The 3,457-nt window shown below is 64.1% G+C and carries 1 protein-coding gene; it reads left to right on the forward strand.

Going from position 1 to position 3,457, the window contains the following annotated elements:
- On the forward strand, positions 1-3,295 hold a 3,295-nt coding region (locus EN932_RS31880; protein WP_245483362.1), incomplete at its 5' end, for an autotransporter outer membrane beta-barrel domain-containing protein.
- Between the last annotated feature and the right edge of the window lie 162 nt (positions 3,296-3,457).

Raw genomic sequence — 3,457 nt, forward strand, 5'->3', positions numbered from 1 at the left:
GAGCCTCGGCGGCGCCGGCGGCGCTGGCGGTACCAGCGACAAGGTTCACGTCCAGAACTTCCAGAGCGGTTCGATCCTGACGCAGGACGACAACTCGCACGGCATCTTCGCACAGTCGGTGGGCGGCGGCGGTGGTGCGGGTGGCGCTGGCTCGACGGAGACCGGTAAGGCCGAGACGGCCGTTACCATGTATATTGGCGGCCAAGGCGGCAGTGGCAGCATCGGCGGTGAGGTCGAGGTCAACAACTTCGGCAAGATTGAAACACTGGGCTATATCTCGCACGGCATTTTTGCGCAGTCGATCGGCGGTGGCGGTGGTGCCTCGGGTGCCGCGACCGGCGCATCGGAAGCAGACATGACAATCGGTGGCGGTGCCAGCATACCCAACGGGATTCCGATCCCGGTGGTCGGCGACCCCAACGACCCCGACAACGAGGCCGATGGTGGCAAGGTCACCGTCACCAACGATGGCGAGATCATCACACACAAGGATGGGTCATACGGCATCTTCGCCCAGTCCATCGGCGGCGGTGGCGGATATGGCGGCACGGTTTCGTCCGACTTCGCCGGGTCCGACTCTTTTGCCCTCAGCCTGGGCGGCAAGGGCGGCAACGGCGGCGATGGCGGAGATGTGAGGGTTGAGGTTTCCGGATCGATCGAAACCTTCGGCGCCCGCGCGCATGGCGTCGTGGCGCAGTCGGTGGGCGGCGGCGGCGGTGTCGGCGGCGACGCAAAAGGTAAAACCTCGAACGCGCTCGGCATCGGCGGCCTTGGCGGCAATGGCGGCGATGGCGGCGAGGTGACCGTGATCCGCACCGGCACCATCACCACGCATGGTGTCGATGCGGTCGCCATCATCGCTCAGTCGGTCGGCGGCGGCGGCGGCATCGGCGGCGCCGGCTTTGGGCGCTTCGGCGCCACGGCGGATGGCGGCAGCGGCATCGACAACAACACCATCGGCTTCAACACATTTGCGGGTGCCAAGGGCAATGGCGGCACGGTGACCATCCAGCAGGACGGCGAGATCGTCACCGATGGCGAGCGGGCGCACGGCATCGTGGCCCAGGCGGTGGGCGGCGGCGGCGGCCTGGCCGGCACGCTCTCCACCGGCGCTGCCGGTTCCGGCGGTGGCATCGGCGATGCCGCGGCGGCGACGGCGACGGCCATGAGCCAGGTCTGGGTCAAGGGTGCGAGCTCGTATGCCATGTTCGGACAGAGCGCGACCGGCATCGGCGACGCGCACGCGGTTACGCTGACCGCGGGCGACAGCCTGTTCGCGCAGGGTGCTGGTTCCGTGGCCGCCTACGGCGAAAGCACAGCCAACGGCGCGAAAGGCAACATCACCATCAATCTCAACGGTCATTACACGATTGGCGGCGCCGGAACCGGCGTTGCCGCCATGCTCGTCGGCGGCGCCAACAACGCGCTGACCAACCACAGCCTGCTCTACGCAATGGGAGCGACGCCGACATTCGAGATCCAGGCAGCGGATATCCAGGCATTCCAGACCTTCCTGTTGGCGCCCGGTCCCGTCGTGCCGACCAATGCGATCCTGGAATCGCTGCTCGACGATTTCAGTCCGCTGGCCATTACCGGCACGTCGGGTGATGACCATGTCGACAATTCGCGGCTGGACGACACGCTGGGACGCGTCATCGGCAACATCGATCTCGGCGGCGGCGACAACAGCTTCCACAATTTTGCCGATGCCTCGATGGTCGGACTGAAAACCATCGATCTCGGCGGCGGGCTGTTCACCAATGACGGGCTCTATACCAACCAGGGCATCGGCGTGGTGGCGAAGGTGGATGTCGGCGGCGGCTTCAAACAAAACCTCTCCGGCGATTTCGTCACCGATGTGGATCTCAACAACCAGATCACGGATGCCCTGGCACTAACGGCGGCCGGTGACTTCAACGGCGAAGCGCCGCTGAATTTCCTGTCGATCGATAAGCTGTTCACGGAATATGTGGTCGCCAATGGCTCGGGGATGACCGACTCCGGCATAGCAGCGAAGACCTTGCATCCGGCAGTGGGCTTCAACTTCCAGTTCCGGGTGGATGGCGGCACCGATCTCGTTCTTTACGCCGACAACCCGACATTCCTGGAACTGGCGCAGGATCCGGGGTCCGGCACCACCGATCCCGGCGTGTTCCAGATGGCGCAGTACCTTGACGATGTCGAGGCAGCATCGACCCCGGACAACCCGATGGCCAGGCTGATCAACATGCTGCGCTTCCTGCCCAATGAAGAGGAACTGGGTGCAGCATTGACCCGGCTCACACCGCATTATGCCGTGCATACGTTCGACATGATCAACCGCGAAGCCGACATGATGCTGGAAGCGGCGCGTGAGTGTACTGGCGTGCCTGCCTACAAGAATCCCGACGGCCGCTGCGTCTGGGCAACGATCAGCCCGCAGGCCGAGTACGGCCGCGACGCGGGTGCTGGCACTACAAGCCGCGACGACGTCCTGAAGACGATGTCGCTTGGCGGCATTGGCGAGATCGGCCAGAACTGGTCGCTTGGTGCCACGATCGGCCGCACAGAGTTCGATTCCAAGATCGGCTTTGATGGCGACCTGCTGTCGGAGACCACCGGTGAGGCCTGGCAGGCCTATGCGCTGGCCAAATATACCAACAAGAATTACTTCGTGGACTTTGCACTCGGTGGCGGCACGGGCTCGTTCAAGGGCGAACGCGACACCCATATCGACCCGGCATTCTACATTCCGGGCGAAACGTTGGTGGGTGATTATCTCGACGAGGTAATGCTGCCTGGCATCGGCAGCAGCGTCACCTACACACAGAAGACCGCGATGTTCGGCGGCTCGGCGCGGTTGGGTTTCACCCGGGAGATGGGCGCGTTCTATCTGCAGCCGACAGTGCAGTTCGACGCGCGCTGGCTGCGTGTCTCAGGCACGGAGGAGGGTTCGGTCGCCGCCTTCAACTTCGATGGCTCGGCCAACACCTACTATTCTGCAACCCCTGCAATCGAGATCGGCACCGACATCGCGCTCAGCGACATTGCCAGCCTTCGCGTCTACGGCAAGGCCGGGGCGGAGTTTTCCAACAAGGAGTGGGAAATCGAAGGTCGCTTCGCGGCGGCGGAGAATCTGCCTGGCAACCCCGCATTGCACTTGACGGAGGCCGTCGATTCGCCGCTCTATCGGGTCGGCGCCGGCCTTGAACTGAATGGCGTCAATGGCGTCGGCATGTCCGTCAGATATAATGGCGCCTTCGGCGAAACGGTTAAACAGAACGCGATCAGCGCGTCTCTCAAGGTCAGCTTCTAGCTGGCCCGAGGCGGAGCCGGGCGGGAGGGGTCTTGATGAGGAAGTTCGCGTATTTCGTGGCGATGCTGGGTGTTGCCTGCACCGTCGGTGTGCCGGCCGTTGCAGCGCAAACCAAGAGCGACAAGGCGGTCGCGGCACCGGCTGCCGCCGATGCGCCGCAGT

The sequence above is a fragment of the Mesorhizobium sp. M7A.F.Ca.US.002.01.1.1 genome (assembly GCF_004022955.1).
In the GTDB taxonomy this organism is placed as follows: domain Bacteria; phylum Pseudomonadota; class Alphaproteobacteria; order Rhizobiales; family Rhizobiaceae; genus Mesorhizobium; species Mesorhizobium ciceri.